The organism is Sphingobium sp. LSP13-1-1.1 (assembly GCF_040676415.1).
Lineage (GTDB): Bacteria > Pseudomonadota > Alphaproteobacteria > Sphingomonadales > Sphingomonadaceae > Sphingobium.
In genome coordinates this window covers 75,728-97,230 of the sequence record NZ_JBEGHU010000012.1, presented here as the reverse complement: position 1 = coordinate 97,230, position 21,503 = coordinate 75,728, and the positions used below count along the sequence as shown (strand labels likewise).

The 21,503-nt window shown below is 63.9% G+C and carries 26 protein-coding genes; 13 read left to right on the top strand and 13 right to left on the bottom strand.

Annotated features, from left to right (window positions below):
- Positions 1-115 precede the first annotated feature (115 nt).
- Both MRBLSP13_RS08090 and MRBLSP13_RS08085 read right to left on the bottom strand, forming a co-directional pair.
- On the bottom strand, positions 116-586 hold the full coding sequence (locus MRBLSP13_RS08090; RefSeq protein WP_133651721.1) for a DUF1465 family protein: 471 nt from the start codon (positions 584-586) through the stop codon (positions 116-118).
- A 113-nt stretch (positions 587-699) separates the two neighbouring features.
- Positions 700-879, bottom strand: a complete 180-nt coding sequence (locus MRBLSP13_RS08085) for a YdcH family protein (RefSeq protein ID WP_133651978.1) — start codon at positions 877-879, stop codon at positions 700-702.
- A gap of 191 nt (positions 880-1,070) precedes the next feature.
- Here MRBLSP13_RS08085 and MRBLSP13_RS08080 point away from each other — a divergent pair, with 191 nt between their 5' ends.
- Positions 1,071-1,229: a YdcH family protein gene (locus tag MRBLSP13_RS08080; RefSeq protein WP_007684009.1), complete on the top strand. Its 159-nt coding sequence runs from the start codon at positions 1,071-1,073 to the stop codon at positions 1,227-1,229.
- 227 nt (positions 1,230-1,456) lie between these two features.
- Here the strand turns inward: MRBLSP13_RS08080 and MRBLSP13_RS08075 are convergent, their stop codons facing one another.
- Both MRBLSP13_RS08075 and dksA read right to left on the bottom strand, forming a co-directional pair.
- Positions 1,457-1,822 (bottom strand): PilZ domain-containing protein, encoded by a 366-nt coding sequence (locus MRBLSP13_RS08075; protein ID WP_363735249.1) that lies wholly within the window; start codon positions 1,820-1,822, stop codon positions 1,457-1,459.
- A gap of 65 nt (positions 1,823-1,887) precedes the next feature.
- The gene (gene dksA, locus MRBLSP13_RS08070; protein WP_133651719.1) at positions 1,888-2,352 is read right to left on the bottom strand and encodes an RNA polymerase-binding protein DksA; all 465 of its coding nucleotides are present in this window, start codon (positions 2,350-2,352) and stop codon (positions 1,888-1,890) included.
- A 414-nt stretch (positions 2,353-2,766) separates the two neighbouring features.
- Between dksA and MRBLSP13_RS08065 the strand changes: the two genes are divergently transcribed.
- Complete coding sequence (locus MRBLSP13_RS08065) at positions 2,767-3,597, top strand: PEP-CTERM sorting domain-containing protein (RefSeq protein WP_363753887.1); 831 nt, start codon at positions 2,767-2,769, stop codon at positions 3,595-3,597.
- Between the two features lie 52 nt (positions 3,598-3,649).
- Here the strand turns inward: MRBLSP13_RS08065 and MRBLSP13_RS08060 are convergent, their stop codons facing one another.
- Positions 3,650-4,090 (bottom strand): host attachment family protein, encoded by a 441-nt coding sequence (locus MRBLSP13_RS08060; protein WP_363735252.1) that lies wholly within the window; start codon positions 4,088-4,090, stop codon positions 3,650-3,652.
- A 97-nt stretch (positions 4,091-4,187) separates the two neighbouring features.
- Here MRBLSP13_RS08060 and serS point away from each other — a divergent pair, with 97 nt between their 5' ends.
- From serS to rimO, 4 genes are all read left to right on the top strand, one after another.
- Positions 4,188-5,465: a serine--tRNA ligase gene (serS, locus tag MRBLSP13_RS08055; RefSeq protein ID WP_363735253.1), complete on the top strand. Its 1,278-nt coding sequence runs from the start codon at positions 4,188-4,190 to the stop codon at positions 5,463-5,465.
- 34 nt (positions 5,466-5,499) lie between these two features.
- Positions 5,500-6,264: a 5'/3'-nucleotidase SurE gene (surE, locus tag MRBLSP13_RS08050; RefSeq protein WP_363735254.1), complete on the top strand. Its 765-nt coding sequence runs from the start codon at positions 5,500-5,502 to the stop codon at positions 6,262-6,264.
- Positions 6,265-6,473: 209 nt separating this feature from the next.
- Positions 6,474-7,532, top strand: coding sequence for a potassium channel family protein (locus MRBLSP13_RS08045; protein ID WP_363735255.1), 1,059 nt, complete (start codon positions 6,474-6,476; stop codon positions 7,530-7,532).
- Positions 7,533-7,568: 36 nt separating this feature from the next.
- The gene (rimO, locus tag MRBLSP13_RS08040; protein ID WP_363735257.1) at positions 7,569-8,951 is read left to right on the top strand and encodes a 30S ribosomal protein S12 methylthiotransferase RimO; all 1,383 of its coding nucleotides are present in this window, start codon (positions 7,569-7,571) and stop codon (positions 8,949-8,951) included.
- A 39-nt stretch (positions 8,952-8,990) separates the two neighbouring features.
- Here the strand turns inward: rimO and MRBLSP13_RS08035 are convergent, their stop codons facing one another.
- On the bottom strand, positions 8,991-9,845 hold the full coding sequence (locus MRBLSP13_RS08035) for a DUF4163 domain-containing protein (RefSeq protein ID WP_363735258.1): 855 nt from the start codon (positions 9,843-9,845) through the stop codon (positions 8,991-8,993).
- Entirely contained in the window at positions 9,845-10,048 is a 204-nt protein-coding gene (locus MRBLSP13_RS08030) for a hypothetical protein (RefSeq protein WP_133651710.1), read from the bottom strand. The genes MRBLSP13_RS08035 and MRBLSP13_RS08030 overlap by 1 nt, the downstream gene beginning before the upstream one ends.
- Positions 10,049-10,187: 139 nt before the next feature.
- Here MRBLSP13_RS08030 and MRBLSP13_RS08025 point away from each other — a divergent pair, with 139 nt between their 5' ends.
- From MRBLSP13_RS08025 to argC, 4 genes are read left to right on the top strand one after another with little or no spacing between them, the layout of a single operon-like run.
- A complete protein-coding gene (locus MRBLSP13_RS08025) occupies positions 10,188-11,585 on the top strand; it encodes a leucyl aminopeptidase family protein (protein WP_363735260.1) in 1,398 nt (465 codons plus the stop codon).
- A gap of 60 nt (positions 11,586-11,645) precedes the next feature.
- Entirely contained in the window at positions 11,646-12,053 is a 408-nt protein-coding gene (locus MRBLSP13_RS08020; protein WP_363735416.1) for a MarR family transcriptional regulator, read from the top strand.
- Positions 12,013-12,921, top strand: coding sequence for a C40 family peptidase (locus tag MRBLSP13_RS08015; RefSeq protein ID WP_363735261.1), 909 nt, complete (start codon positions 12,013-12,015; stop codon positions 12,919-12,921). Before MRBLSP13_RS08020 ends, MRBLSP13_RS08015 begins: the two co-directional genes overlap by 41 nt.
- On the top strand, positions 12,918-13,862 hold the full coding sequence (gene argC / locus MRBLSP13_RS08010; RefSeq protein WP_363735262.1) for an N-acetyl-gamma-glutamyl-phosphate reductase: 945 nt from the start codon (positions 12,918-12,920) through the stop codon (positions 13,860-13,862). Before MRBLSP13_RS08015 ends, argC begins: the two co-directional genes overlap by 4 nt.
- Positions 13,863-13,938: 76 nt before the next feature.
- On the opposite strand, the gene MRBLSP13_RS08005 is transcribed toward argC, so the two are convergent.
- Positions 13,939-14,142: a hypothetical protein gene (locus MRBLSP13_RS08005; RefSeq protein ID WP_133651976.1), complete on the bottom strand. Its 204-nt coding sequence runs from the start codon at positions 14,140-14,142 to the stop codon at positions 13,939-13,941.
- Between the two features lie 227 nt (positions 14,143-14,369).
- Here MRBLSP13_RS08005 and MRBLSP13_RS08000 point away from each other — a divergent pair, with 227 nt between their 5' ends.
- Complete coding sequence (locus MRBLSP13_RS08000; RefSeq protein ID WP_166666292.1) at positions 14,370-14,543, top strand: hypothetical protein; 174 nt, start codon at positions 14,370-14,372, stop codon at positions 14,541-14,543.
- A gap of 60 nt (positions 14,544-14,603) precedes the next feature.
- Positions 14,604-15,932, top strand: coding sequence for a PQQ-dependent sugar dehydrogenase (locus tag MRBLSP13_RS07995; protein ID WP_363735263.1), 1,329 nt, complete (start codon positions 14,604-14,606; stop codon positions 15,930-15,932).
- Positions 15,933-16,058: 126 nt separating this feature from the next.
- On the opposite strand, the gene MRBLSP13_RS07990 is transcribed toward MRBLSP13_RS07995, so the two are convergent.
- The gene (locus MRBLSP13_RS07990) at positions 16,059-16,877 is read right to left on the bottom strand and encodes an ATP-binding protein (RefSeq protein ID WP_363735264.1); all 819 of its coding nucleotides are present in this window, start codon (positions 16,875-16,877) and stop codon (positions 16,059-16,061) included.
- A gap of 111 nt (positions 16,878-16,988) precedes the next feature.
- Between MRBLSP13_RS07990 and MRBLSP13_RS07985 the strand changes: the two genes are divergently transcribed.
- On the top strand, positions 16,989-17,945 hold the full coding sequence (locus tag MRBLSP13_RS07985) for an L-threonylcarbamoyladenylate synthase (RefSeq protein WP_363735265.1): 957 nt from the start codon (positions 16,989-16,991) through the stop codon (positions 17,943-17,945).
- Positions 17,946-17,979: 34 nt separating this feature from the next.
- Here the strand turns inward: MRBLSP13_RS07985 and MRBLSP13_RS07980 are convergent, their stop codons facing one another.
- The 4 genes from MRBLSP13_RS07980 to MRBLSP13_RS07965 form a co-directional block, all read right to left on the bottom strand.
- A complete protein-coding gene (locus tag MRBLSP13_RS07980) occupies positions 17,980-18,246 on the bottom strand; it encodes a hypothetical protein (protein WP_133651703.1) in 267 nt (88 codons plus the stop codon).
- Positions 18,247-18,321: 75 nt separating this feature from the next.
- Complete coding sequence (msrA, locus tag MRBLSP13_RS07975) at positions 18,322-18,855, bottom strand: peptide-methionine (S)-S-oxide reductase MsrA (RefSeq protein WP_363735266.1); 534 nt, start codon at positions 18,853-18,855, stop codon at positions 18,322-18,324.
- Between the two features lie 42 nt (positions 18,856-18,897).
- The gene (locus MRBLSP13_RS07970) at positions 18,898-20,604 is read right to left on the bottom strand and encodes a long-chain-fatty-acid--CoA ligase (RefSeq protein ID WP_363735417.1); all 1,707 of its coding nucleotides are present in this window, start codon (positions 20,602-20,604) and stop codon (positions 18,898-18,900) included.
- 136 nt (positions 20,605-20,740) lie between these two features.
- Entirely contained in the window at positions 20,741-21,424 is a 684-nt protein-coding gene (locus tag MRBLSP13_RS07965) for a DUF1013 domain-containing protein (RefSeq protein ID WP_363735419.1), read from the bottom strand.
- Between the last annotated feature and the right edge of the window lie 79 nt (positions 21,425-21,503).

Genomic DNA, 21,503 nt, shown 5'->3' with positions numbered 1-21,503 from the left:
GCGATTGTGCCTGGAGCGAGGAAAGCAGACCTTCAACCTCCGTTCGTTCCGAGCCGGTCGAAAGCATCTGCCGACCCCAGGGTCAGACATGGGAATGGTTCAGCAGGACCGCCCGTCAGAAAGCGGCGTTGAGGCGATCCATCAGTGCGCGGGCCGGATTGGGCTCCGCCTGCGCGCGCGGATACACCATGCGATCCTGCAGGCGGGCGACCCGTTCGTAAAGGTCCTGGCTTGCCTCTATCAAAGCGCGAGCGGCGAAGGGAAAGCTGCCGGCGACCGCCGGATCCGTGATCGCGGCATGGCCGAGGCGATATTTCTCGTCTCGCATCTCCGCATCGCTGACCTCCCCGCGCTGCCACGCGCGCTGGCTCAGCAACCAGGCGATGATGTGCATGAGGCGGGTCGTGACCTTGAGCGATTCGCAGGCGAAGGCGACGCGGCGAACAGGATCGTCAACCTCCGGTTCGTCTCCATCGCGAAAGTCGAAATAGGCGCGCGCTTCGTCAGCCATGACCATGGCTTCCACGTACAGACCATCGACCAGACGGCGATGCAGGGCCTGGTCAAGAGAAGCGGCGAGTTTCATGGCGGATATGTGGCATAGAGCAGGCGACTTGTCAGTCCCGATCCGCCGCCGTTAACCGCGAATTGTCTCATTCGGGATCAATGGGACAGGCATTAACTACAATTTCCTGCCGCTCAGGCTATGATATCGGGAACGAGTTGATCTTCCAGCAACGCCATTTCGTCGCGCAGGCGCAATTTGCGCTTCTTCAGGCGCGCAACCTGCATCTGATCGCCCGAACCGGACTCCACAAGGGCACTGATCGCGCCGTCCAGATCGCGATGTTCGATTCGCAGCAATTCCAGCCGACGCATGATGTCTTCGCGGCTCACCATACACCTACTTTCGCACCCATTGCCGTCCCATCGCCTCCTGATAGCCCGGCAGACCCGCACGAACCATCGCAAATTTCAACGCGGCCTGCCGCAAAGCACGAATCGACCGAAGACAAGGCCAGCGAATCATGATCTACTCGTTCATCCATTGCCCTCGTAAGGAGAATGTCATGGAAAATAGCCACATTTCAGCTCTTTCGGCCAAGCATGCCGGGCTTGAGGCGCGAATCAAGGCGGAGACGAGTCGTCCCATGCCTGATGCGATCCTTGTCGCCTCGCTCAAGAAGCAGAAGCTGCGGCTGAAGGAGGAAATGGAGGCGCAACACTGACAGCGGTGACGCCTGCGTGAAAGGCATGGATCGGCGGTCGTTTTGCCGCTGATCCTGCCCTTTCCAAAGCGGTGAACCGAACAGCTCCGGGGCTGATGAGCCTGCGGAGCTTTTTCTTTGCACGACGGGAAACGGGTGATCCCAGGTAGCTGAGCATTGGCACCCTCGTCCGCCGGCTTATTCAGGCCGGATTGGGGGACGCGTTTTCAGAAAGCGCCTGAAAAAGATCAGCGCACAAACCGCCGCTGGCGCAGATAATCAGGCACGGTCAACTGACCGGGCGACGCGGACGTGGGACGCCGCGCAAGTTGAGGATCGATCGCCACATCGAACGCAATGCCGACCCGGTCTTCCCGCGACCAGACCACCGAACCTGTGACCTGTCCGATGCCGCGCAGATCGAAGCGGACATTCAGACCGTTAGGTATGATGCGTTCGCAATCAGCCATGAGGCCCGTCGCGGAAAGGTTACGGACACGGGCGCGGCCGAGCGGAGCGCCGTCCGCCGAACTCAGGTTGGTAAGCAGGAAAAGACTGTCGCGCGGGCCGGAACGCGCCGGGCCACGGGCATCACCATCCTGATTGCTATCCATCAATAACGCCCTGCAAGATCACTGGAAATTCCAGGCGACCCTGCCATGGCGGCATGGACAAAAGGTTAATCGTCGCGAGAGACTTTTTCCTGCCGCTCGTGCCGTTCCTGCGCCTCGACCGTCATGGTCGCGATCGGCCGGGCCTCCAGGCGGCCCAGCGAAATCGGTTCACCGGTCACTTCGCAATATCCATATTCGCCCTCATCGATGCGACGGAGCGCGGCATCGATCTTGGAGATGAGCTTGCGCTGGCGGTCGCGTGTGCGCAGTTCGATCGACCAGTCGGTCTCGCTCGAAGCGCGGTCGTTGAGGTCGGGTTCGCGAAGGGGCTCATTCTGCAGGACCGCCAATGTCCCTTCCGCTTCGGCCAATATCTGCTTCTTCCAGTCCCACAGGCGCTGCCGAAAATATTCCAGCTGGAGCGGGTTCATGAACTCTTCGTCTGCGGAAGGACGATAGTCGGGCGGGAGTATTACAGCCGATTTCGGCGGATTTGGGCCGTCTTTATCGGAATTCAGGACCGATGCCATCTGGCTCTCCGACTCGCGGGACCCCCGGTGCTGAAAGTGCCGGGGTATCCGTGACTTGTGGTTGACGGCGCCTAATAGCCAGCGTCAAGGCCTGAGACAAGCGGGCAATCGTGGTACGGGCTGCCCGCCGCGCGCTTATCCACGAAAAATCGCGATTCCCGGGCATGGACCAATGATAAAAGAAAATGGACGAGCCGCATCAACCATGCGGCGGGGCTTCGTCTCACTATGGGACGTTAACCATATATGATCATAATTTATTAGTTTTTTCCTCGACTTGGCATCGATATTCAGAGTTAACGCCGTTGAAGTTAACGCTTTATTTTGCGTTGTTAGCAATAGGGAAGGCCCCGCTTCCGTTACTGCAGCGCAGTGGCAAGATTGCAGGGCCGAAAACAAACAAGAGTGGAACCTATGTCGGTACGGATGGCATTGGCTAAATTATGCGCTTGCGCCGCCGGGGGAGCGATCATCGGCGGTGGCGCGGTCCATGTCGCCGAAAGCGCGCGTCCGGCAGGGGTCCAGAGCACGAAGAGCGTCAAGGCAGCGCCGCGCAAGCATTATGCCGTGCGCAAGGTGCAGCGGGTGGTCAAAACGGTATCCTGCGCGCCGCAGACGGTGAATGTCACGACCCAGGCCGCCCCCATTCCCCTGCCCGCACCGGCAGTGGCAGCGGAAATGCCGGTCATGTCCGGCGGCGGTGGTGGAGCGCCGGTCGTGCTGGCGGGCGGCCCCGGCTTTGGCGGCGGCGGATTTTTCGGCGGCTTCTTCGGCGGCAGCGGCGGCAGTTCGGGCGGATCGGTGGTGATATCCTCCACCAGCAGCTCGACCGGCGGCATCACCAGTTCCACCAGCTCTACCACGGGCGGCGTGTCCACCTCGACCGGAGGCGTATCGACGTCCACGGGCGGGGTTTCGACCTCTTCGGGCAATGTGTCGACTTCCTCCGGCAATGTCTCGACCTCGTCGGGCAACGTCTCCACGTCCAGCGGCAATGTGACGAGCAGTTCGTCGACGTCGAGCTCCACGTCCAGCTCCTCCTCGAGCAGTTCCTCGACCAGCAGTTCGACGTCATCGTCGACTTCCTCCTCATCCTCTTCCAGCTCGTCGGGCGGCGACCATCATCATCCGCCGCCGCCGACCGATGTGCCGGCACCGCCAATGGTGCTGCTGTTCGGGGCGGGCGCCGCCGCCCTGCTGGCGCGCAAGCGTTTCGCACGCGCCAAGGCAGGCGCCGAGGGTTAACCGCGGGGCGATCCGGCCGGCACTCCGGGGGGACGGCCGGCCGGATCGGGTTTCAGCTCGTCGCGATGATCCGCTCGATTTCCGGCACGGGGTGGTTCGACAGATCCTTGGCGATCTCACCCACCAGCCGGCTCTGCACTTCCTTGTGATAATGTTTGCGCATCTCGCCCAGGGCAGTGGGCGGCGCGACGACGATCAGCTTTTCAAAATCATTGGCGAGCGCCCTTCGCTTGAGCAGTTCGGCCGCTTCCGCGGCAAAACGCGCCTCTTCCAGATCATGGAAATTGGTCTGCTCCACCGACCCGCGATGGCTGCCGACCGAATTGGGTCCCCGCCCCGTGCCGTCGGATGCCTGCTCGCGATCGGGCGGATTGTCCTGCTGCTTCACCTCCTCCGTTTCCAGATTTGGGAAGGCGGGACTGCCCTTGTTGCGAAAGAACAGCATCTTGCGCCCGTCCGCCACCAGTACCATCGCATCATGGTCTATCTGCATCGTCCCTATCCTTTCTTCCTGACGCCCGATTTCAGGACCAACGGACGACGGTGTGCAGGGTTGCGCGGCTGGTCGCAGAACGGCATAGGGCTGACCCATGCACGACATTCGTTTCCTTCGCGAAAATCCCGCCGCTTTCGACGCTGGCCTGGCCCGGCGCGGACTCGAACCGCTGAGCGCCGAGTTGCTGGCGCTCGACGAACGGAGCCGCGCGATCAAGACGGCGCTGCAACAGGGGCAGGCGCGCCGCAATGAGGCGAGCAAGGCCATCGGCCAGGCCATGGCGCAGAAGGACATGGCGACGGCCGACGCGCTGAAAGCCGAAGTGGGAGCGCTCAAGGAGAGCCTGCCCGCGCTGGAGGCGGAGGACCGGGAAATCGGAGACGCTCTGACTGCGCGATTGGCAGCGATCCCCAACCTGCCTGCGGACGACGTGCCGTTGGGCGAGGACGAGACGCAGAATGTCGAAGTGGCGCGCTGGGGCGAGCCGAGGAGCTTCTCCTTCGCGCCACAGGATCATGCGGATTTCGGCCCGGCTTTGGGTCTGGATTTCGAAGGCGGCGCCGCCTTGTCCGGCGCGCGGTTCACGGCGCTGCGCGGGAAGATGGCGCGGCTGCATCGGGCACTGGCGCAGTTCATGCTCGACCGCCAGTCGGGCGAAAATGGCTATGAAGAGGTCAATCCGCCCCTGCTGGTGAAGGATGAGGCACTGTTCGGTACGGGACAATTGCCGAAATTTGCGGAGGATCTGTTCAGGACCACCGATGGCCGCTGGCTGATCCCGACGGCGGAGGTTTCCCTCACCAATCTGGTGCGCGAACAGATCGTGCCGGTGGAGACCCTGCCACTGCGCCTAACGGCGCTGACACCCTGCTTCCGGTCGGAAGCGGGGTCGGCGGGACGCGACACGCGCGGCTTCATCCGGCAGCATCAGTTCGAAAAGGTCGAGCTGGTCGCGATCTGCAAGCCCGAGGAGTCGGAGGGTGAGCATGAGCGCATGTGCGCAGCGGCAGAGGGCGTGTTGCAGGCGCTGGGCCTGCCCTATCGAAAGGTGCTGCTCTGCACCGGCGACATGGGCTTTGGCGCGCGCAAGACCTGGGACCTGGAGGTATGGCTGCCCAGTCAGCAGACCTATAGGGAGATCAGCTCCGTCTCCAATTGCGGGGATTTCCAGGCGCGGCGGATGAATGCCCGCTACAAGCCGGAGGGCGAGAAGCAGACCCGCTTCCTGCACACGTTGAACGGCTCGGGCCTGGCCGTCGGGCGCACGCTGGTCGCCGTGCTGGAAAATTATCAGCAGAAGGACGGCAGCGTGATCGTGCCGGAGGTGCTGGCGCCCTATATGGGCGGCGTGTCGCGGTTGCAGCCCCGGTAATTTTCCTGCGCCCAAAGGATTGGAATTCAGGCATATGCGCATCCTGCTCACCAATGATGACGGAGTCCATGCGCCGGGCCTGACGGTGCTGGAAGAGATCGCCCGGACGCTGTCCGACGACATCTGGATCGTCGCGCCCAGCGAGGAGCAATCCGGCGCCGGCCACAGCCTGACGCTGACGCGGCCGTTGCGCATTCGCCAGCATGGGGAGAAGCATTTCAGCGTCACCGGCACGCCAACCGACGCGGTGATGATGGCGGTCGGCCATTTGATGAAGGATGCCAAGCCCGATCTGCTGCTGTCCGGCGTCAATCACGGCGCCAATCTGGCGGAGGACGTGACCTATTCGGGCACCGTCTCCGCTGCGATGGAGGGCGCGATTTCCGGAATCAAGTCGATCGCGCTCAGTCAGGTCCATGCGCGGGAGGGCACGGGCGAAGCCGTGCCTTTCGCTGCGGCGCGGACCTGGGGCGAGCGGGTGTTGCGCCCACTGATCGCCATGCCGGCCAGTCCCCGGCTGCTGTTCAATGTCAACTTCCCGGCGATCGACCCCGAAGCGGTGAACGGCATTCGCGTGACGCGGCAGGGCTTTCATGATGTGGACCGGACAAGGATCATCCGCGGCACCGACCCGCGCGGCTACGACTATTACTGGTTCGGCCTTGGAAAAAGCGACGCCGTGCCGGAAGGCAGCGATCTCGCCGCCATCGCCGAGGGCTATGTAACCGTGACGCCGCTGCATTATGATCTGACGCAGGACAGCGCCATGGCGGCGACGGCACAGGCCTTCGGGGCCTAGATTGGCGGACGCGTCGGCACGCAAGCTGTCGAGACGCCGATCGGTCAGGGCACTGGATCCCGCTCACACGGGATGGCGTTCCATGTTTGCCGATGTTCGGGGTGGATCATGATCGAGGGAGAAACCGGGAGCGAGGGACGAACTGGCCGAATGAGCCATGCCGACCGGAGGCATGCCGACCGGAGGCATGCCGACCGGAGCCGGGACCGATGAGGATCGGACCCGTCCGCCCCCCGTCAAGCACGGTGGGCTTTCTGCGGCGACGGTCTTCGCTGCCGATATGGGCCGATCTCACCTGGCGGGTGGCGCTGGTGTTCGGCCTGATCGGGCTGGTGTTGCTGATCCACTGGGTCGGTCGCGACGGGCTGAAGGACAATCTGGACGACAAGATCAGCTTCGTCGACGTGCTTTACTTCACCACGGTCACCGTGACGACGGTCGGCTATGGCGACATCGTGCCGGTCAGCCCGGAAGCACGGCTGTTCGAAGCATTGCTGGTGACGCCGATCCGCCTGTTCGTCTGGCTCATCTTCCTCGGCACCGCCTATAATCTCTTTTTCCGCAACATACTCTACAGGTGGCGCATGGCTCGCATTCAGGCCGATCTGCACAATCATATCGTCGTCACCGGCTTTGGCACCAGCGGGGCCGAGGCTGTGCGCGAATTGCTGGCGCGCGGCGTCGACCCGCGCGAAATCGTGGTGGTCGATCCTGTCGAGAAGGCGCTGGCAGAGGCCGAGGCGCTGGGCTGCAACGTGCTGTGCGGCGATTCAACGAGGGACCGGACACTGAACGATGTCGCGATTCACCGGGCGCGGACGATGATCGTATCGGCCGGGCGTGACGACACCTCGATCCTCATCACTCTGACGGCGCGGCATCTAGCCCCTCGCCTGCCCATCAGCATCGTCGTCCGCAACGAGGACAATGAACTGCCCGCGCGGCAGGCCGGCGCGACCACCGTGATCAATCCCGTGAGCTTCGCAGGGCTGCTGCTGGCGGGCAGCACCAGCGGCCAGCACATCGCCGATTACATGTCGGACCTTGCCGCTTCCGGCGGTCGGGTGAAGCTCAACGAACGCGCCGTGCTGCCGGAGGAGATCGGGCGACCACTTTCCGCCATCGCCACAGGATTGGGCGTGCGGATCTATCGCGATGATCGCGCCATCGGCTTCTGGGAGGAAGCCGCGGCGAAGCTTCAAACCGGCGACCTGATCATGGAAATCGTGCAGGGCGATGCTGCGGGAAAAGCCCGTTCCCTGCCCTGACGTCCTGCCCCCGTGACATTGGCCGCAAAAATCCCTATGTGCGCGGCGATCATGGCAACCAAAATTCCCGAAGCGCCGAAGGTCGGCATGGTGTCGCTGGGCTGTCCCAAGGCGCTGGTCGACAGCGAGCGCATCCTGACCAAGCTGCGTTCCGACGGCTATCAGATGTCCGCCGACTATGCCGGCGCAGACGTCGTGCTGGTCAACACCTGCGGATTTCTCGATTCGGCCAAGGAAGAATCACTTGAGGCCATTGGGGAGGCGATTGCGGAGAATGGCCGCGTCATCGTCACTGGCTGCATGGGCAATGAGGCGGAACTGATCCGCCAGAAATTCCCGCAGGTGCTGGCCGTCACCGGGGCGCACCAATATGAGGCGGTCGTCAACGCCGTCCATGAAGCCTCCCCCCCCATCCCCAACGCCTTTGTCGACCTGGTGCCTGAGGGCGGCCTGAAGCTGACGCCGCGCCACTACAGCTATCTGAAGATTTCGGAAGGGTGCAACCACCGCTGCTCCTTCTGCATCATTCCCTCCCTGCGCGGCGACCTGGTCAGCCGGCGCATCGACGCCGTGCTGCGCGAGGCGGAGAAGCTGGTGCATGCCGGCACGAAGGAACTGCTGATCATCAGCCAGGACACCTCGGCCTATGGCGTCGACACGCGGCATGAGGCGCGCCAGTGGAAGGGTCGCGAGGTGCGCGCGCACATGACCGACCTGGCGCGCGAACTGGGCCAGCTTCGCACCGCGGAAGGCGCGCCGGCCTGGGTCCGGCTGCACTATGTCTATCCCTATCCCCATGTGGATCAGGTGATCCCCTTGATGGCCGATGGGTTGCTGACGCCCTATCTCGACATTCCGTTCCAGCATGCCGCCCCTTCGGTGCTCAAGGCCATGAAGCGCCCGGCCAACGAAGCGAAGGTGCTGGACCGCATCCGCAAATGGCGGGAGATCTGCCCCGACATCGCGATCCGTTCCTCCTTCGTCGTCGGTTTTCCCGGCGAGACGGAGGCGGACTTCGATTATCTTCTCGAATGGCTGGACGAGGCGCAGCTCGACCGCGTGGGCGCCTTCCGCTTCGAGCCGGTTGAGGGCGCCGCGGCCAACGACCTGCCAGGAGCGGTGCCGGAGGAGGTCAAGGAAGAACGCTATCAGCGGATCATGGAAAAGACCGCCGCCATCTCGGCCGCCCGGTTGCGGGCAAAGGTCGGACGCGTGCTCCCCGTCATCATCGATGAAGTGGGCGAGGCGGACGAAGACGGCTCCGTCGGCGCCACCGCGCGCAGCCAGGCCGATGCGCCGGAAATCGACGGCAACGTCTTCCTGCGCGATGTGGACGCAGGCCTGCAACCCGGCAGCATCCTCAACGTCCTGATCGAGGATGCGGACGATCACGACCTTTACGGCGTCCCGGCGGAGTAAGGCACCTGCCTGCCTGTTCCCGCCGCAATGCCTTGCGCATCAGGGCGCTGCCGCGAAGGCGTCCTGATATTCGGTCTTGATCGTCTGCCGCATGGCCGCGTCGACCGGCAAGGCGATCTCATAGCTGCCCTCCGCATAGGGACCGGCGCTATAGGGGCCGATGACGACGGTCACCGCGTCGATCAGCTTGCCGTCCTTCGATGTCGGCACCAGCACCTGCTGCATCGGGTCGATACATTTGCTGAAATCGTCGTCGTCGCTGCGCTTGACCGGCGCTCCCCGCTTTTCGGCGCGGGCCTTGTCCAATGCATCGCAGAAGCGGCTGCGGATGGCAGCCGCGAAGGCGGCTGGCGACGTCATCAATGCCGTGACCGCCGTCTCCCGCTTGCGCGCCTTGTCCCACAGCAGGGCGTCATAGCCCGTCATCCCGTGCGCGCCGCCGGTATAGACATAACTTTCCGACTGGAGCGCCAGGAAGCGCGGCGTATCGGCGGCCACCTTCCAATGGGTTTCAAGCGAATGCGGCCGGAAGGGATAACCTGACTCCCTGGCGGCCTTCTGGTCTTCGCGTGCCATCTTCATGGCGTCTGCCTTGCCGACCGTCAGCGCCTGGCCGAATTTCTCGACCAATGCGGGTATCTGCGCCGCCTGTGCAGGATAGCTATAGGCGAATTCGAGCAGGTCGGTCTTTTCCTTCCGGTCAAATGGCTGCGCGGCCGGCGGCGGCTCCGGCTGGCCTGACATGCGGTTCGCAAAGTTGCTGGCCGCGACATCATTGCCCGGCAAAGCGGCCTGATCGGCATTTTCCGCGTCTCTGGATGGCGAACAGGCGCACAGCAGCAGGGCTGCCGCGACCGGAAGCCCTGCCCTTGCCCTCCCCTTGTTCCGACGCATCAATGAACCTTGGCTGCCGCCATGCACCGTTCACTGATCGCCTTGCGCGTATAGCTGCTCTGCAGCGCCGCTCCAGCATTGGGCCAGCCTTCCGCGATCAGCGCCTGCTCCACCGCATGCGCGCCGTCGAAGCGCCCGCTTTCCGCCAGCGCATAGGCACGGGCGCGCAGCGCCTGAAGGCGTCCATCGTCACTGTGCATCATCACGTCTCTCCTTGTTTTAACACCGTTCAATCTATGCCTGCGCTCCGCCCGACGCAAATGATAGCGTGATCGACCGAGGCGCCCGGACGACGAAAGATTGCGCTTTTCTTAGCCGCCGGCTTTCTTCAAAACACATGACATGAACGATTTTTCCGACCTGCTGAAAGCCGACAACAATCAACCGGCGCGTTCGATCCGCATCGTGGATGCGCAAGGCCTGGAAAGTTGGCTGGGAAGCCAGCCCGAACGCGTCCGCGCGCTGGCGACTGCCCAGAAATTCAGGGGCAAGCCGCATGAATTCGCCATTCTGCCGGGGGAGGAGCCGGCCGATTGGTCGGTGGTTGCCGGCGTCGCGTCCGTCGGGAAGCTGGGCCCATGGTGCCTTGCTAAGCTGGCGGAAGCCTTGCCCGAGGGCGCCTATCGGCTGGCCGAGGGGGCGGCGGGCGCGGCAATGCTGGGATGGCTGACCGCGCAATATCGCTTCGACCGGTATCGCAAGGAGGAAAATGGATCGGGCGCGCGCGTGCTGCTGACGACCGAGGTGGCGCAGATCGACGCGGCCACCCGCCTGGCAGAGGCGGTGGCACTGGTCCGCGATCTGGTGAACACACCAGCCGCGGACATGGGCCCGGCTGAACTGGAAGCCGCGACCCGCAAGGTGGCGGAACGCTTTGACGCCCAGTGCAAGGTGACGAAGGGGGACGCGCTGGAGCATGGCTTCCCGATGATCCACGCCGTGGGCAAGGCGGCGGACAAAAGCTGCGCGCCGCGCCTCATTGAATTGCACTGGGGCGACGCCCGGCATCCGAAGGTGGCTGTCGTCGGCAAGGGCATCTGCTTCGACAGCGGCGGCCTGGATATCAAGCCGTCCTCGGCCATGCGGCTGATGAAGAAGGACATGGGTGGCGCGGCCCATGCGCTGGCGCTGGCGCAACTCATCATGGATTCGCGCCTGCCGGTCAGGCTGCACCTGCTGATCCCGGCTGCCGAAAATGCCGTTTCCGGCAATGCCTTTCGGCCCGGCGACATATTGCGATCGCGCAAGGGGTTGACGGTGGAGATCGGCAATACCGATGCGGAGGGACGGCTGGTGCTGGGCGACGCGCTGACGCTGGCGGAAGAAGAAAAGCCCGAACTCGTGATCGACTATGCCACGCTTACCGGCGCCGCGCGCGTGGCGGTGGGGCCCGACCTGCCCGCCCTGTTCGCCAATGACGATGCGCTGGCCGCCGATATGGATGCCGCCGGCAAGGCGGTGGACGACCCGACATGGCGCCTGCCCTTGTGGGACGGTTACGCCGAAATGCTGAAGTCCGATGTGGCGGACATCAACAATGCGGGCGAAGGCGGATTTGCCGGGGCGATCACCGCCGCGCTGTTCCTCAGGCGCTTCGTGCCCGACACCGTGCCGTGGGTACATCTCGACACCTTCGCCTGGCGTCCCGCTTCACGGCCGGGCCGGCCCAAGGGCGGCGAAGCTTTGGGGCTGCGCGCGGCATTCCATATGCTGCAGGCGCGCTACGGTCATAAAAAGTAAAAAGAAAGCGATTGGCAAGGCCGTTACGCAACCGGATTGGCCATCGTGCGTTACGGGGTCATGGATGCCCATTCCGCACAGAATGAAGCCGCAGAGCTGAACCGCCCGGGCCTAAAACCGCTTGGTCAGTGGATGCGCACCCTGGTCGATTATGTGCGATCGGGCAAGCCCGACCTCACCAACCGGCAGATGGCGCTGATGCTGACCGTCTATATCGGCGCCGGACCGCATACGGTGCGGGGACTCGCGGAGGCGCTGAACGTCTCCAAGCCGGTCATTACCCGCGCTCTCAACAAATTATCGGCGCTGGGCTATCTGCGGCGCGAACGGGATTCCACCGACCGGCGGAATATTTTCATCACCCGGACGTCCAAAGGGGCGGAATTTCTTGACGCCTTTCACCATTTCATCGCAGGAACCGGCCGCGATGAACGCCTCAACCACTCCTCCGCGGAACGCACCGCCTGAACGTATCCGATTCAAGCTGGACGGCCGGTCGGTCAAACTGGATACGCGTATCCATGCCGCGCGCGGCGACCTTGCCGATCTGGCGCTGGCGGGCGTACTGTTTTCCGCCCATTATGCCCGCGCCGTAGAGCTGACCTGCGTCGCCGCCGGTACGCCGCTGCTGGCGTCCGACACGCCCAAGGCGCAGGCGGTCAGTGAATTGCTGCGCGGCGAAAGCTTCCATGCGCTGGACATGACAGCCGAATGGGCCTGGGGCTTTTGCGGACATGACGGCTATGTCGGCTATGTCCGGCGAGAGGCGCTGGACGCGCGGGAAGTGATCAACAGCCGTGTGATCACGGGAACGGCGCCGCTGTTCAGCGCCCCTGACATCAAGTCGGCCATCGCCGATTACTGGCCGCGCGGGGCCCAGTTCGCAGCAGAAGCGCAGGGCGACTTCTTCGCCTGCGCGGAAGGATTCGTGCATCGGCGCCATGCCGCCGCCTTGGACGCGCCGGCAAGCGACTGGGTTGCGGTCGCGGAATATTATCTGGGCCAGCCCTATGTCTGGGGCGGACGCGGGCATCGCGGCGTCGACTGCTCCGGCCTGGTCCAGGTGGCGCTGGGCCAGTGCGGGATCAAGGCGCCCCGCGACACCGACCTGCAGCGCGAGGGGATCGGCTCCCCACTCGCCCCCGATGCTCCGCTTCGACGAGGGGACTTCATCTTCTTTCCTGGCCATGTCGGCATCATGACCGACGAACATAATATGATACATGCCAACGCCCATTGGATGAGCGTGGTGATCGAACCCTTGGCCGATGTCGTGGAACGGCTGGCGGCGGATCATCCGGAACCCGTGACGGCGCGGCGGAGAATTGGCGCATGACTTATCGGATTTTCGTCGACGGCGGCGTCGGCACAACGGGTCTGGAAATCAATGAACGGCTGGCGGGGCGTCCCGAGCTGTCGATCATCACCCTGGACGATGACAGGCGCAAGGATGCCGCCGCGCGCAGGGACGCGCTGAACGCGGCGGACATCGTCATCCTCTGCCTGCCCGACGACGCCGCGCGCGAAGCGGTGGCGCTGATCGACAATGACCGGACGCGGGTGATCGACGCATCAACCGCGCACCGGGTGGCGGATGGCTGGACCTATGGCTTTGCCGAACTGGAACCGGGACACCGGGAAAAGCTGGCATCCTCCCGCTTCGTCGCCAATCCGGGGTGCTGGCCGACCGGCTTCCTCGCGCTGGTGAGGCCGCTGGTGCTGGCCGGCCTGCTGCCTGCCGACTGGCCGGTGAGCGTGTCCGGCGCGTCCGGCTATTCCGGCGGCGGCAAGTCGATGATCGCCGAATATGAAGGCGCGGAAGGCGCGCCCAGCGCATTCCGCCCCTATGGGCTGGGCCTGGCGCACAAGCATGTGCCGGAAATGCTGCGCTATTCCGGTCTGCAGCACCCGCCCGTCTTCGCGCCGGCCGTCGCCAACGCCTATCGCGGCATGATCGTGGAAGTGCCATTGCAGTTGCGCGCCCTGCCCGGCGCGCCTTCGCTGGCGGACGTGCATCAGGCGCTCTTGGCGGCTTATGCGGACTCGCCGATCGTCAGCGTGGAAGCGCTGGAAGACAGCCTGGCAATGACGCAGGTCAGGCTGGAGCATGTCGGCGCGACCGACCGGCTGGCCCTGTTCGTCTTCGGCAATGCGTCCGCCGGCCAGGCAAGGCTGGTGGCGGTGCTGGACAATCTGGGCAAGGGCGCGGCCGGCGCCGCCGTGCAGAACCTGAACATATTGGCAGGTCTGCCGGAAACGGCCGGACTACGCCTCTAGGCCTGCGGCGCGACGCCTCGTTCCCGTCTGTCAGGCTTTACCGACATGCCGGGGGCGAGTCTCGCGCCGCCCGGGATCAATGGATCGTGCCCAGCGCCCCATCATGGGTGAGCAGCACGATCAGTCGCTCGATCTGCCGCCAGTGGCAGAATCGGATATGGTTGCCGAGGTCGCGGCTACGGTCCGCCCGCGCCGCCGCTTCATAGCCCGCATTGTCGCCGAACATCGACATGAGTTCAGCCGCGTCCTCATAGCTCTTTCGATTCGAAAGATATGGCATGTTCATGACAAAGCCCCCCAAAGTCCCCACCCTGACGGTCACGATCCCGTTTCAATCTTCGTGCCATCCGCAGACATTGACGGCGCATCGCAGTTGACGAGGGTGAACGCCGGGTTAGCCAAGTCCCACTGTGGCACAGCTATCCCGCGGCGGGACGAACCTGTCCTGAAAAGACGCAAGGGGGAAAGCACTGGCCATGCTCTCGTGCGCGTGGCAAGGACCGGCGCATGACCAAGTCCAGAAAAGAACCGATCGGCGCGGGCGCCATTCTGGCGCTCACCATTTTGGGAGGCACCATCGTCGGCGGCCTGCTGGGCCAGCCGAGCATCGGCCTGCTGGCTGGCACGGCGCTGGGCATCATCATCGCGGTGCTGCTTTGGCTCTGGGACAGGGGAAAATAGCGGCGCGTCCGACATCTGGGCGCCTTGCCACCATCCCTGCGCCAGCATAAACGATAGGCCATGAAGAAGCATCTGATCGCGCTCGCAATCCTTGTTCTGGTGGTTTTCGCCGGCCTTTTCCTCTACTTCGCGCAAGGTGACACGGCACAGCTTCCCGCTGGTGCGGACGTCGGCAAGGAGCCGGTCTTCACCAGCCCGAGGAGCGAATTCATCCCGACCATCAATGTCGCGGATGCAGCCCCGTGGAAAGGTGGGGAGAAGCCGATTCCGGCAAAGGGCCTGAGCGTCGATCGCTTTGCGGACGGGCTGGACCATCCACGCTCCATGCTGCGCCTGCCCAATGGCGACGTGCTGGTGGCGGAAACCAACAGCGCGGCACGACCGACGAGCGGCATCGTCAACCGGGTGATGAATTATCTGATGAACAAGGCGGGTGCGGGCGTACCGTCCGCCAACCGCATCACGCTGCTGCGCGATGCCGACGGTGACGGCCGGGCGGAAACAAAGACGGCCTTTCTCACCGGGCTCAACTCTCCCTATGGTATGGCGCTGGTCGGGGACACGCTCTACGTCGCCAATACCGACGCGCTGATGGCCTTTCCCTATAAGGAAGGCGATACCAGGATCACGGCCAAGGGGCGCAAGATCCTGAACCTGCCAGCGCAGGCGCCCAACATGCACTGGACGCGCAGCCTGGTCGCCAGTCCCCAGGGCCTGCTCTATGTCGGCGTGGGCTCCAACAGCAATATCGGGGAAAATGACCTGGAGACGGAGGCCAATCGCGCCGCCGTGCTGGAGGTCAATCCGAAGACGGGCGCTTATCGGATCTACGCCGCAGGCCTGCGCAATCCGGTGGGCCTGGCCTTCGAGCCGAAGAGCGGCGCGCTTTGGGGCGTGGTGAATGAACGCGACATGCTAGGCAGCGACCTTGTGCCCGACTATCTGACGCGGGTGGAATTCGGCGCCTTCTATGGCTGGCCGTGGAATTATTGGGGTGGTTACGAGGACCGTCGCGTCCAGCCGCAACGGCCGGAAATTCGGGAATATACCAAGCGGCCGGACTATGCGCTGGGCAATCATGTGGCGCCGCTCGGCCTCAGCTTTGCCGACAAGATCACCCTTGGCGCGCCCTATGCGAACGGCGCCTTCGTCGGGCTGCACGGCAGTTGGAACCGCAAGCCTGCGGCGGGTTACAAGGTGGTCTTCGTGCCCTTTGCCGACAATGGCGAAGTCGGCAAGGCCAAGCCTATCGATGTGCTGACGGGCTTTCTGGGCACAAAGGGCGAAGCGCATGGGCGGCCCGTCGATGTTACGGCAGACGCCAAGGGCGCCTTGCTGGTGAGCGACGATGTCGGCGGCGTCATATGGCGGGTGACGCCGGCCAGCTAAGCGGGCGGAGCCATATTGTCGCGTCGTCACAAGCGAAAAGCCGGCTCCCCCCTTTTCGCGCTCTGGATTCCTTAGTTTGCCGCGATTTCTTGACCAGCGATCGGTTCCGATCGCCTGGAAATCGCTCTAGATGTTCATCCCGTTACGGCCCGCCAGCTCAACCACATATTGCCAGGCGACGCGCCCGGAACGGCTGCCGCGCTGAGTGGCCCATTGGATCGCCTCCTTCGGGTCGAAGCTCAGCCCAAGGCGTCCTGCATAGCCGCTGACGATGGCGACATAGGCATCCTGGTCGATGGCGTGAAAGCCTAGCGACAAGCCGAAACGATCCGACAGCGCCATCTTGTCGTCGACCACGTCGCGCGGATTGACGGGATCGTCCTGCTCCGAGAGATGGCGCGGCACGATATGGCGACGGTTGGACGTGACATAGAGGCGCACATTGGCCGGACGGGCGGCCGTTCCCCCCTGAAGCAGCGAACGGAGCGCGCGCGCATCGCCAACGCCATTTTCATCGAAGCCGAGATCATCCAGGAACAGGATGAACGGCCGCTGCGTGTCGCGCAGCAGGACGAAAAGCTGAGGCAGACTGGCAAGTTCGTCGATCGCGCATTGCAGCAGGGCAATGTCCTGCCCTTCCCCCTGGAGCTTGCCGACAACGGCAGCAACGACCGCCGACTTGCCCGTTCCTCGCGCACCCCACAGCAGCACGTCATGGGCCCCATGACCGGCTGCATGGCGGCGGCTGTTTTCCAGCAGCGCCTCCTTCTGCGCGTCGATGCCGGTCAGCAGCGCATAATCCACCGGTGCGAACGCCTCCACCGGACGGATCGTCGCCCCATTCCACACATAGGCGGGCGCGGATGCCAGATCGGCGGAAGAAGCAGGCGGCGGCGCGATCCGTTCCAGCGCTTCGGCAATGCGGGTCAGCAGGGCGTCGTTCATGGTGCCTTCGCTTAGCGCCCCTCCCCTTCACGGGCAAGCGCGGCGCCGATGTCATTCTTCTGTAGCAATGGCCTTTTACTGGCTGACATCGGGGCCTATAGCGCTGGGGTCGTGACTATCCCAAATCCTACCTTTTCCACCCGCATAAGCCGCTATGGCAGCGAAGCGCTGCGCGAGGCGGCTTTGCTGATCCGGGCCGGCGAACCCGTCGCCGTTCCGACGGAGACGGTGTATGGGCTGGCTGCCGACGCGACCGATTCCCATGCGGTGGCTACGATTTACGCCGCAAAGGGACGGCCCAGCTTCAATCCCCTGATCGTGCACGTCGCGGACCGGGAAATGGCCGGGCGCCTGGCGGAATTTTCGCCCGTTGCGGACGCGCTTGCCGATCGCTTCTGGCCCGGCGCCCTGACCATGGTCCTGCCCGTGCGCCCGGATGCCGGGCTGTCGCCGCTGGTGATGGCGGGGCTGCCCACCGTCGCGCTGCGCCTTCCGGCCCATCCGGCGATGCGCGCACTCATCCGGGAGAGCGGCCGTCCGCTTGCCGCGCCATCCGCCAATCGCAGCGGCTCGATCAGTCCGACGCGGGCCGAACATGTGATGGCCAGCCTCAACGGCAAGATCCGCATGATCCTGGACGAAGGGCCGACAAGCGAAGGACTGGAGTCGACCATCGTCGCGCCGGAAAGCGACTGCCTGCGCCTGCTGCGTCCTGGCCCGATCACGGCGGCGATGCTGGAGCAGGCAAGCCGGTTGCCCGTGGTGACAGGTGCGGGCAAGGCGAAGATCGAAGCGCCCGGACAGTTGGAAAGCCATTATGCGCCTTCCAAGCCAGTGCGGCTCGATGCGCTGAAGGCGGAGAGGGATGAATATCTGATCGGCTTCGGCCTGATGCCCTGCCATGTGAATCTCAGTCCCGACGCCGATCTGCGGGAGGCGGCAGCACATCTGTTCGCGGCGCTGCATATGGCTGATGCCAGCACTGCGGAGCGGATCGCGGTGGCGCCCATTCCCGATGAGGGGATCGGCGCCGCGATCAATGACCGGCTGCGACGGGCAGCGGCCTGATCATATGATCTGAGCGCCCAGTTCCTTCACGCCATCACCCGCAATTGTCATAACCCGCGTCGCGGCATTCCCGGCGACGGCGTTCTTCCTCCTTCTTCCGCTCGCGGGCTTCGCGCGCTTCCTGCTTGCGCATCTTGCGGCCGTAATTGCGGTCGGCCTCTTCCTGGCTGGTCGTGCTCCAGTCCACAACCTGGCTACCGGCCCGTACCGGCGCGGTCACGATATTCGCCGCCGTCCGGGCAATGCAGCCCGGCAGGAACAGCAACAACGCCGGCGCAATCCATGATCCAATCCTGTTCATCTCTCTTCCCCGGCTTGCCTTTCCGGCCAGCTTAGAGATGCAGGCCGTCAGAGCAAGCCGGGCGCGACGAACGGTTCAACCCTTGATCCGCTGGGCAAAACCCTTGCGCAGCTTGGCCAGCTTGGGCGGGATCACCGCCATGCAATAGGGGTTCCGGTCGCCCACCCGTTCCCAATATTTCTGATGATAATCCTCCGCCGGATACCAGGGCGCGTCGGCTTCGATCGCGGTGACGACGGGATTGACCTGATCCGCCTGCGCACGCTCGATGCCGGCCTTCGCCGCGGCCGCCTGTTCGGGCGAATGGGGGAAGATCGCCGAGCGATATTGGGTACCGATGTCGTTGCCCTGGCGGTTCAGGGTCGTCGGATCATGGGTCGCGAAGAAAATGTCCAGCAGGTCGCCATAGCCGATCACCGCCGGATCATAGGTGATGCGGATCGCCTCGGCATGGCCGGTCGTACCGGAACAGACCTGTTCATAGGTCGGATTGGGCAGCCCACCACCGATATAGCCGCTTTCCACGGCCTTCACCCCCTCCAGATTCTGATACACCGCCTCCGTGCACCAGAAGCAGCCGCCAGCGAGGGTTGCGATCTCTTCGGCCATATGCGCGTCCTTGTCCTGAATTGGCCGCCAAGATAGGAAGGGTCAGCCTGCTGTTCCAGTCTGCCGCATCGCTGCCTCGGCCTTCGCGCGTTCCTCGGCCACCAGTTCCTTGCGGGACAGCTTGCCCACCAGCGTCTTGGGCAGGTTGAGGCGCACTTCCACCTCGCACACCTTCTCATGCTTTCCCAATTGCGGGTTGAGCCATTCCCTGAGTGCCGCACCGTCGATCTCCGTCCCCTCCTGCAGGGTGACGAACGCCTTCGGGCACTCCCCCCGATAACGGTCGGGAATACCGATCACCAGCGCCTCCTTGACCGCCGGATGATGGTACAGGATCTTCTCGACCTCGCTGGGGAAAACCTTGAAGCCGCCCACGGCAATCATGTCCTTCAGCCGGTCGACGATCTTTACATAGCCATCCTCGTCGATCAGCCCGACATCGCCCGTGCGCAGCCATCCGTCGACGAACACTTCCCTGTCGGCATCGGGTCGTTGCCAATAGCCCTTCATGATCTGCGGTCCGGCAAAGACCAGCTCGCCCGGTTCTCCTTCGGCCGGCGCGCGCGTGGGATCTTCGCGGTCGACCAGCTTGACGCGGGTTCCGGGCACCGGCTGTCCCACGGTCCCTGATTTGTTGAGCCCCTCATAGGGGTTGGAGCAGACGACCGGGCTGCTTTCGGTGAGGCCATAGCCCTCTACCAGCTTAGAGCCTGTCATCGCCTCGAACCGCTGCTTGACCTCCAGCGGCAACGGTGCGCCGCCGGAAATGCACAGGCGCAGGGAGGAAAAGTCGATATTGGGCGTGGCGGGATGATCGAGCAGCGCCTGGTACATGGTCGGCACGCCAGGCAGCGAGGTCGCCTTCGTCCGCTGCAGAGCAGCCAATACCTGCGTGCCGTCGAACCGGGGCAGCATCACCATCTCGCCGCCGTTCAGCACCGTGCGGTTCAGCACGCATGTGTTGGCGAAGACGTGGAAGAAAGGCAGGACAGCCAATATGCGATCGGGCGCTTCAGGATGAGGATCGATCAGGCGGACCTGCCGCGCATTGGCGGTCAGGTTCTGATGGGTCAGCATCGCGCCCTTGGGCCGTCCGGTCGTGCCGCCAGTATATTGCAGCAGGGCGATGTCCTGCTCCGGATCGATCGCGACAGGCGCGGGGTCTTCGCCATGGCGCAGCAGGTCGGCATAATGGGTGATGCGCGGATCGTGCGGGACCGTTGCGGTCTCCTTGCGCTTGAACAGGCGAAACAGCACCGATTTGGCGGGCGGCAGGGCCTCCGCCACGCAGCCCACGACCAGCCGTTCCAGACTGCTGTTGTCCAGCACCTCCAGCGCCGTAGGCAGCAGTGCGCTGGCCGACAGGGTGAAAAGAATCCTGGTGCCGCTATCCTCGACCTGGTGCTCCAGTTCCGTGGCGGTGTAGAGAGGGGAATAGTTGACGACCGTGGCACCGGCCATCATCGCGCCATAATAGGCCGCGACATAATGGGGGACGTTGGGCAGGAACAGGCCGACGCGATCGCCCTTTCGAATGCCCAAGTCCTGCAATCCGCGGGCCACTCGCCGGATGCTGTGGAGCATTTCGCCATAGCTCGTCTTGCGGCCCATGAAGTCGATCATCACCGCCTGCGGATTGGCCGCGGCGCTGTTCGCCACCATCTCTACCATCGACAAGGGCGGAAAGGTCTGCTCCCAGGCAGAGGGATGATTATAGCGGGTTTCCCAGATTTTTTCGCTGCTCTCCATGTGCACAGGTTAAGTTACACCTTCCCTTTACGCAAGCGTAAAGCACGGCAAAAGGGCCACGCACTCTGCCAAGGCGTGGCCCTCTTTCCAGCCGCTGCCCTCGTCGCTCCGCGCCGGGCGGATTGACGTTACGGCATCAAACGTGGCCCTTGTTGTCGCTGAACGGGTCGAGGATTTTGGCGGCGCCCGAAATCAGGTCGGCCTCACTCTTCAGCGCCTCTTCCGCGCGCCGGGTGGCATCTTCGCGCTCGCGGCGCAGTTCGTTGATCAGCGCCTCGCGATCACCGTCCAGGCGCGAATCGGTCGGGGCTTCGATGCCGGCCTTCTTCGCGGCCTTGGACACCAGCGCGTCCAGTTCCCGCTGCGAACACAGGCCCAGCGTCACCGGATCCTTGGGCACGATGTTGGAAATGTTCCAGTGCGTGCGGTCCCGGATCGCGGCTATGGTGGTGCGCGTGGTACCGATCAGCTTGCCGATGGCCCCGTCAGAGATTTCGGGATGGTTGCGCAGGATCCAGGCGATGCCGTCCGGCTTGTCCTGACGCTTGCTGACCGGCGTGTAGCGCGGCCCCTTGGTGCGGCGGACGGGCTCCGGACCCTTCAGCATCTTCAGGCGATAGTCCGGATTGGTTTCGCCCTTGTGGATTTCCTCCATCGTGATTTCATGGGCGCGCACCGGATCGCGGCCCGTATATTTGGTGCCGGCGGTATCGTCGGCGATCGCCTGCACTTCCAGGATATGCAGCCCGCAAAACTCCGCAATCTGGTCGAAGCTCAGCGCGGTATTGTCGACCAGCCAGCTGGCTGTCGCATGGGGCATGAGAGGCTGGGACACGGGAATTCTCCGGCACTAAAAACAACAAGGGCCGCCCAAGCAGGGCGGCCACGCCCGACCTGAG

Coding starts and splice junctions, on each gene's coding strand:
- MRBLSP13_RS08090 (WP_133651721.1), bottom strand. CDS start 586: ATGAAACTCGCCGCTTCTCTTGACCAGGCCCTGCATCGCCGTCTGGTC.
- MRBLSP13_RS08085 (WP_133651978.1), bottom strand. CDS start 879: ATGCGTCGGCTGGAATTGCTGCGAATCGAACATCGCGATCTGGACGGC.
- MRBLSP13_RS08080 (WP_007684009.1), top strand. CDS start 1,071: ATGGAAAATAGCCACATTTCAGCTCTTTCGGCCAAGCATGCCGGGCTT.
- MRBLSP13_RS08075 (WP_363735249.1), bottom strand. CDS start 1,822: ATGGATAGCAATCAGGATGGTGATGCCCGTGGCCCGGCGCGTTCCGGC.
- dksA (WP_133651719.1), bottom strand. CDS start 2,352: ATGGCATCGGTCCTGAATTCCGATAAAGACGGCCCAAATCCGCCGAAA.
- MRBLSP13_RS08065 (WP_363753887.1), top strand. CDS start 2,767: ATGTCGGTACGGATGGCATTGGCTAAATTATGCGCTTGCGCCGCCGGG.
- MRBLSP13_RS08060 (WP_363735252.1), bottom strand. CDS start 4,090: ATGCAGATAGACCATGATGCGATGGTACTGGTGGCGGACGGGCGCAAG.
- serS (WP_363735253.1), top strand. CDS start 4,188: ATGCACGACATTCGTTTCCTTCGCGAAAATCCCGCCGCTTTCGACGCT.
- surE (WP_363735254.1), top strand. CDS start 5,500: ATGCGCATCCTGCTCACCAATGATGACGGAGTCCATGCGCCGGGCCTG.
- MRBLSP13_RS08045 (WP_363735255.1), top strand. CDS start 6,474: ATGAGGATCGGACCCGTCCGCCCCCCGTCAAGCACGGTGGGCTTTCTG.
- rimO (WP_363735257.1), top strand. CDS start 7,569: ATGTGCGCGGCGATCATGGCAACCAAAATTCCCGAAGCGCCGAAGGTC.
- MRBLSP13_RS08035 (WP_363735258.1), bottom strand. CDS start 9,845: ATGCGTCGGAACAAGGGGAGGGCAAGGGCAGGGCTTCCGGTCGCGGCA.
- MRBLSP13_RS08030 (WP_133651710.1), bottom strand. CDS start 10,048: ATGATGCACAGTGACGATGGACGCCTTCAGGCGCTGCGCGCCCGTGCC.
- MRBLSP13_RS08025 (WP_363735260.1), top strand. CDS start 10,188: ATGAACGATTTTTCCGACCTGCTGAAAGCCGACAACAATCAACCGGCG.
- MRBLSP13_RS08020 (WP_363735416.1), top strand. CDS start 11,646: ATGGATGCCCATTCCGCACAGAATGAAGCCGCAGAGCTGAACCGCCCG.
- MRBLSP13_RS08015 (WP_363735261.1), top strand. CDS start 12,013: ATGAACGCCTCAACCACTCCTCCGCGGAACGCACCGCCTGAACGTATC.
- argC (WP_363735262.1), top strand. CDS start 12,918: ATGACTTATCGGATTTTCGTCGACGGCGGCGTCGGCACAACGGGTCTG.
- MRBLSP13_RS08005 (WP_133651976.1), bottom strand. CDS start 14,142: ATGCCATATCTTTCGAATCGAAAGAGCTATGAGGACGCGGCTGAACTC.
- MRBLSP13_RS08000 (WP_166666292.1), top strand. CDS start 14,370: ATGACCAAGTCCAGAAAAGAACCGATCGGCGCGGGCGCCATTCTGGCG.
- MRBLSP13_RS07995 (WP_363735263.1), top strand. CDS start 14,604: ATGAAGAAGCATCTGATCGCGCTCGCAATCCTTGTTCTGGTGGTTTTC.
- MRBLSP13_RS07990 (WP_363735264.1), bottom strand. CDS start 16,877: ATGAACGACGCCCTGCTGACCCGCATTGCCGAAGCGCTGGAACGGATC.
- MRBLSP13_RS07980 (WP_133651703.1), bottom strand. CDS start 18,246: ATGAACAGGATTGGATCATGGATTGCGCCGGCGTTGTTGCTGTTCCTG.
- msrA (WP_363735266.1), bottom strand. CDS start 18,855: ATGGCCGAAGAGATCGCAACCCTCGCTGGCGGCTGCTTCTGGTGCACG.
- MRBLSP13_RS07970 (WP_363735417.1), bottom strand. CDS start 20,604: ATGGAGAGCAGCGAAAAAATCTGGGAAACCCGCTATAATCATCCCTCT.
- MRBLSP13_RS07965 (WP_363735419.1), bottom strand. CDS start 21,424: ATGCCCCATGCGACAGCCAGCTGGCTGGTCGACAATACCGCGCTGAGC.